We start from the raw sequence: 6,677 nt of genomic DNA on the forward strand, positions 1-6,677 counted from the left end.
AAGAGGAGATTATAAGAAAGGCTTCTAAAAACATAGGGTTTAGTTACTAATAAAAATTAATTATACTAAAGTACGTTGAATGTCTCAATGATATTTATTTCTTTAAGAACCTATATTTTTATGGTATATTATTATGTAAGGTAATGAGAAGAAAAAATTTATTGGAGATTTTGAGGGAATGTTTTTGAGGAGAAGAAATTTATTTAAGATACCACGTTCAACAATATTTAGGATATTTGTAGATTTTGCATTTTTTATTCTATCTATTTATTTTTCCTTTTTGTTAAGGTTTGAATTTATACCTCCTTCTAATTATATTAAAATACTACCTCTTGTTATATTTAGAGAATTTCTTATTTTCTTTATTATTTATTTCTTTGCTTTTAAGCTCTATCGCACTTTATGGGAATATTTTAGCCTTGAAGCCCTGAAAGAGTTGACCCTTGCGATTACACTTGAAAAAATAATATTTTATTTATCTTATTTAATTTTTCCAATTCAAGGACTTCCAAGATCAATAATTCTCATCTCTTACTTTACGTCTCTTTTACTTTTATTCTCAGTAAGGGCTTTTACTCGCTGGGTTTACGAGAGTAAAAAGAGTATAGATAAAGTTAATTATGCTCAAAAAAAGAGAGTAGTTATTATTGGAGCTGGTGATGCTGGAGAAAAGATATTAAGAGAGATAAAGACACATAAAAACCTAAATTATGATGTGGTAGGATTTTTGGATGATGATCCTAAAAAAATTGGAAAAACAATTCATGGAATTAAAATATTAGGACCTATATCTTCTTTGCACAAAGTTGTTAGGGGGAATGGAGTTCAGGAAATTCTTGTTGCAATTCCTTCTGCACCTCCTTCGCTTTTGAAAAATATTTTGAGTATGGCTTCTAAGTTGAAACTTCCTGTAAAAACCCTTCCTGGAATATGGGAGCTTATAGATGGGAAAGTGACCATAAGTAAAATTAGGGACGTAAAGATAGAAGATCTTCTTGAAAGGGACGTTATAGATTTGGATTCTGAAAAAATAGGTGAATACTTAAGAGGAAAAAAAGTACTTGTTACTGGAGCTGGAGGATCTATTGGGGCGGAAATTTGTAGGCAGGTTGCAAGATATGGACCACAAAAACTTATTCTTCTGGGAAGAGGAGAAAATAGCATATTTAATATTGAATTAGAACTTAAGAATACTTACCCTAATTTAAATATCTGCTCTTATATTGCAGATATAAAGGATAGAGATAGGATATTTTACATATTTTCCATGGAAAAACCTGAGATAGTCTTTCACTCTGCTGCCCATAAACATGTGCCTTTAATGGAGGAAAATCCTGACGAAGCGGTGTTTAACAATGTTTTTGGTACCATTAATGTAATGGATGCTTCAAAAGAATATGGAGTAAAAAAATTCATCTTTATTTCTACCGATAAAGCAGTGTATCCAGCAAATATAATGGGTGCGACAAAAAGAGTTGGAGAAATGTTAGTAAGGTATTATAATTCTCACTCTCAAACGGAGTATATAGCAGTAAGATTTGGAAATGTCTTAGGAAGTAGGGGAAGCGTCCTTGAAGTATTTAAAAAACAGATTGAAATGGGCGGTCCTATCACTATAACCCATAAGGATATGGAAAGATATTTCATGACAATACCCGAGGCGGTAGGACTTGTGCTTCAGGCAGGGGCTATTGGGAAATCGGGTGATCTTTTTGTTCTTGATATGGGAAAGCCAGTTAAAATTATAGATCTTGCAAAAAACTTTATAGAGCTTTCTGGATATTCGGTGGAAGATATAGAGATAAAGATTATAGGTCTTCGCCCTGGAGAAAAGTTAAAGGAGGAACTTTGGGAGGAAGAGGAAAAGGTTCTAAAAACCTCGCATCCTAAAATATATAAAATAATTTCTAACAATGATCTTGATAAAAATAGTTTTGAAGCATTACTGAGAGAGCTAAAGCTTTCTGCTGAAAAAAGGGATAAAAATGAGATTGAAAAAGTGCTTAAAAAGTTAATTCCTACTTATAAAAAAGCTCAAGAAAATGCAAAAGGGAAAGAACAATGGGAAGCTTTAAAGTAATTTCCATAGTAGGAGCCCGCCCTCAATTTATAAAACTTGCTCCTTTTTCAATTGAGCTTAGAAAAAGCGGAATAAAGGAAGTTATTCTTCACACAGGTCAGCATTACGATGAAAACATGAGTGATCTCTTCTTTAAAGAATTGGAAATTCCAGAGCCAGATTATAACCTTGGGATAGGTTCAAGCTCCCATGGTGAGCAAACAGGAAGGATGCTTATAGGAATAGAAGAAGTCTTAATAAAAGAAAAACCTGATGTAGTAATAGTATATGGAGATACAAACTCTACTTTAGCTGGAGCTTTGGCAAGTTCTAAACTTCACATTCCTTTAGCCCATGTAGAAGCGGGACTTAGAAGTTTTAATAAGAAGATGCCTGAGGAGATAAATAGAATTGTAGCAGATCACCTTTCGGATATTCTTTTTGCACCTACAGAAACTGCAGTGGAGAATCTTAAAAGAGAAGGTATAGAAAAAGGCGTATACTTAGTAGGGGATATAATGTTTGATGCTCTTATGCATTTTTCTAAATTAGCAAAAGAAAAAAGTAAAATTTTAGAGAAGCTTTCTCTTTATCCTAAAGGTTATTACTTAGTTACAATTCATAGAGCTGAGAATACTGATAATCCTGAAAGATTAAAAAGTATTTTTTCAGCCCTCCAAGAATTAGATAAAGAAGTGATCTTTCCTATTCATCCCAGGACAAAAAATAAAGTAAAAGAATTTGGTTTAGAAGATTATTTAAAGAGCAGAATTAGAATAATAGATCCAGTTGGATACCTTGATATGATACAGCTTGAGAAAAATGCGTATGCAATTTTGACAGATTCTGGAGGGGTCCAAAAAGAAGCTTTTTGGCTTAAGGTTCCATGTATTACCTTAAGGGAAGAAACAGAATGGGTAGAAATAGTGAAGCTTAAATGGAATAGATTAGTTGGTGCAAATAAAGAAAAGATATTAGAAGCTGTAAGAAATATAAAAGAGGGGGAAGATGTAAATTTTGAAGAAAATTACTCGGCACCTAAAATGAGAGAAATTTTAGTAAGAGAATTGGAAAAGAGAGGAGGAGAGTTTAAGTGAGTTTTAAGAAGATCTCTATTGTGGGACTTGGATATGTAGGACTTCCTTTAGCCTTAGAGTTTGCAAAGGCTGGATTAATAGTACACGGCATTGAGCAAAATCCTAAAAAAGTCGAGATGGTTAATAAAGGAATTTCATATATTGACGATGTAAAAAATGATGAACTTTTAGAAGTTGTAAATAAAGGAAATCTTAAAGCTTTTATAGATTTTGAGCCAGTAAAAGATTCTGATGCTGTAATTATTTGTGTACCTACACCTTTAGGTCCTCATAAAGAACCTGATATTTCCTATATTATAAATGTTACCACTGAGATTTCTAAATATTTAAAAAAAGGACAATTAGTAGTATTGGAGAGTACCACTTATCCCGGAACCACCGAAGAAGTTTTAGTTCCTATATTGGAAAAAAGTGGGCTGAAAGCGGGTGAAGACTTTTATGTGGCTTTTTCTCCCGAAAGGGTGGATCCTGGAAATAAAAATTTCACTACTAAGGATATTCCAAAAGTTGTAGGAGGAATAAATGAAGTTTCCACAGAAAAGGCGATGAAACTTTACTCCATAATTATCCCCAAGATCCATAAGGTATCTTCTCCAAGGGTTGCTGAAATGGAAAAACTTCTTGAGAATATCTTTCGCCTCGTAAATATATCTTTCATAAACGAACTGGCGATCCTTTGTAGAAAGATGAATATTGATATTTGGGAAGTAATATCTGCAGCTTCTACAAAACCTTACGGATTTATGCCCTTCTATCCTGGGCCAGGATTGGGGGGACATTGTATTCCCATCGATCCTTTTTATCTTTCCTGGAAGGCTAAAGAATATGATTTTGATGTAAGATTTATAGAGCTTTCGGGAGAGATAAATGATAATATGCCAAGATATGTAGTCCAACTTGTGATGGAAGCATTAAATAGGGATAAAAAAGCAGTAAACGGATCTAAAATACTTATAATTGGTGTTGCCTATAAACCCAATATAGCAGATCCCAGGGAATCACCTGCTTTGAAAATTATTCCTTTACTTGAAGATCTTGGAGGAGAAGTTGAATTTTATGATCCCTATGTATCAGAGATCAAGATTGAGAATAGCAAAACAAAAGAAGTTAAATATATGAAATCCTGTGCATTAGATGAAGGTAAAGTTAAAAATGCTGATTGTGTTCTTATTGTAACTGACCATGATAACATTGATTATGAGATGATATACAAGAATGCAAAATTAATAGTAGATACAAGGAATGCTTTGAGAAAAAGAGGAATTAGTATAGATGAAAGGGTAATTTTGTTATGAATAAATAATTGAGGGAGGAGAAAAATGGATAAATTTATTGGACTCATAGGGCTTGGATATTGGGGAAAGAATATATTGAGAAATTTATATGAGCTTAATGTTCTTCGTTCTGCGTGTGATTTTGATAAGAGGGTTATTGAAGAAAGAAGAAAAGATTTCCCAGATGTAAATTATACTCAGAAAATAGAAGATATTTTGCAAGATCAAGAGATAACTGCTGTAGCCATAGCAACACCCGCAGTTACCCATTATGATTTAGCTAAAAGGGCTCTTCTTTCAGGCAAGGATGTCTTTGTGGAAAAACCTATGACAGTCTCACTAAAAGAAGGAGAGGATTTGGTTAAGTTGGCGGAGGAAAGAGGAAAAATTCTTATGGTGGGACACATTTTAAAATATCATCCTGCAGTAGTAAAAATGGAAGAAATGGTAAAGAGAGGTGATTTGGGAGACATAATGTATATCTACTCCCACAGATTAAATGTGGGAAAGGTAAGGACCGATGAAAATGCATGGTGGAGCCTTGCTCCTCATGATATATCCTTAATTTTAGAACTTACAGGAGAGATACCTGTTAAAGTATATTCTCAAGGATTTGGATTTATTACAAAGGGAATTGAAGATGGAGTACTTGCAGCCTTGGAGTTTGAAAGTGGTATTAAGGCGCACATCTTTGTAAGCTGGTGGCATCCTTTTAAGGAGCAAAAATTAGTAGTAATTGGCACAAAGGGTATGATAGTTTTTGATGATACCACGAAAGAAAAATTATTCTTATATCCTCATAAAGTGGAATATAATAATGGTTTTCCTATGGCTAAAAAAGAAGAAATGCAAATTATTCCTGTGGAAAATGAAGAACCTTTAAAATTAGAGCTTCTCCATTTTATAGAGTGTGTAAAAGAGAGAAGAAGACCAAAAACCGATGGATATGAAGGATTAAGAGTCCTGAAAATACTTGAGCAAGTAATGGGCTAAAGGAGGATTATAAATATGTCTAAAGATCTTCATTATTTTGTTCATGAGAGCTCTTATGTAGATGAAGGTGTAGAAATAGGGGAAGGCACAAAGATTTGGCATTTTTGTCATATATTAAGAGGTAGTAAAATAGGGAAAAATTGTGTTCTTGGACAAAATGTCATGGTAGGACCAAATGTAAAAATAGGAAATAATGTAAAAATACAAAACAATGTAAGTGTATACGAAGGAGTAGAGATAGAGGATGATGTATTTTGTGGACCATCTTGTGTATTTACCAATGTCATAAATCCGAGGGCATTTATAGAAAGAAAGAATGAATTTAAAAAGACCAAAGTTAAAAAAGGTGCTACCATAGGTGCAAATGCCACAATAGTTTGTGGAGTAACCATTGGAGAATATGCTTTTGTAGGAGCGGGAGCGGTAGTAACAAAGGATGTACTGCCTTATGCCCTTGTGGTAGGAGTTCCCGCAAGACAGATTGGTTGGGTATGTAAGTGCGGAGTAAGATTAGAATTTGATGATAATGGAAAGGCAGTTTGTAAAGCCTGTGGAGAAAAGTATAGATTAGAAGATGGGAGAGTAGTAAGTGATGGATGATGAAAGATAATGTAAGATTGTAATAGAATAGTCTAAATATTGAGGTTTTCACATTTGAGGAGCTTGAGAAAAATTTATAGTAGGATATCTTGATATGATAAATTTAGAAAAGAATGCAGAGGTAATCTTAATAGATTCAGGAGGTATCTGAAAAGAAGTCTTCTTGGATAAAAGTTCCTTGTAGTACTTTAAGGGATAAGGCAGAACGGGTGGAGACAGTAAAGTTTGAGTGGAATAGACTTGTAGGAGCGGATTGTGATAGAATAAAATCTGTAGTGGTTTCTATAAGACTAAGGATAGAGGTAGATTTTAAAAGATGAATATTCAGTGGAGAAGATGGCGAAGATGTTAGTAAAGGAGCTACAAAAATATTAAATGATGGGAGGAAGTATAAATGCTTTCGCAAGAGTCACATACACTTTGGTTAATTGAAGAAGCTTTAAAAAAAGTTCAGGAATTTAATTATAAATCATATACAAGTGAACTTTATCAACTGTCTTAAAGTATGAGAAATAAATGGGTAAGGGAATATAAATATATAATTAACCGGATTTTGGAAAAATTTGGCTTACGTAAAGAAAGAGGCTCAATATGTTTAGAGTGTTGGTGACAAGTGGAAGTTATAAACATTCGATTGCTATTCAGAAATATCTC

General features: G+C 33.4%; 5 protein-coding genes. All 5 read left to right on the forward strand.

What is annotated here, in order from left to right:
* Nucleotides 1-178 precede the first annotated feature (178 nt).
* The 5 genes from ACP5QL_RS06925 to ACP5QL_RS06945 are packed head-to-tail and all read left to right on the forward strand — an operon-like array spanning nt 179 to nt 6,023.
* Nucleotides 179-2,080, forward strand: a complete 1,902-nt coding sequence (locus ACP5QL_RS06925) for a polysaccharide biosynthesis protein (RefSeq protein WP_012582947.1) — start codon at nt 179-181, stop codon at nt 2,078-2,080.
* On the forward strand, nt 2,062-3,156 hold the full coding sequence (gene wecB / locus ACP5QL_RS06930; protein WP_012582948.1) for a non-hydrolyzing UDP-N-acetylglucosamine 2-epimerase: 1,095 nt from the start codon (nt 2,062-2,064) through the stop codon (nt 3,154-3,156). The genes ACP5QL_RS06925 and wecB overlap by 19 nt, the downstream gene beginning before the upstream one ends.
* On the forward strand, nt 3,153-4,451 hold the full coding sequence (locus ACP5QL_RS06935) for a nucleotide sugar dehydrogenase (RefSeq protein ID WP_428126372.1): 1,299 nt from the start codon (nt 3,153-3,155) through the stop codon (nt 4,449-4,451). The genes wecB and ACP5QL_RS06935 overlap by 4 nt, the downstream gene beginning before the upstream one ends.
* Before the next feature lie 24 nt (nt 4,452-4,475).
* Nucleotides 4,476-5,423 carry a Gfo/Idh/MocA family protein gene (locus tag ACP5QL_RS06940; RefSeq protein WP_428126375.1) on the forward strand — a complete coding sequence of 316 codons (948 nt, stop codon included), beginning with the start codon at nt 4,476-4,478 and terminating at the stop codon, nt 5,421-5,423.
* A gap of 15 nt (nt 5,424-5,438) precedes the next feature.
* Nucleotides 5,439-6,023 (forward strand): acyltransferase, encoded by a 585-nt coding sequence (locus ACP5QL_RS06945; RefSeq protein ID WP_428126378.1) that lies wholly within the window; start codon nt 5,439-5,441, stop codon nt 6,021-6,023.
* Nucleotides 6,024-6,677: the final 654 nt, after the last annotated feature.

It is taken from the genome of Dictyoglomus sp. (assembly GCF_049968615.1).
Classification (GTDB): Bacteria; Dictyoglomota; Dictyoglomia; order Dictyoglomales; family Dictyoglomaceae; genus Dictyoglomus; species Dictyoglomus turgidum.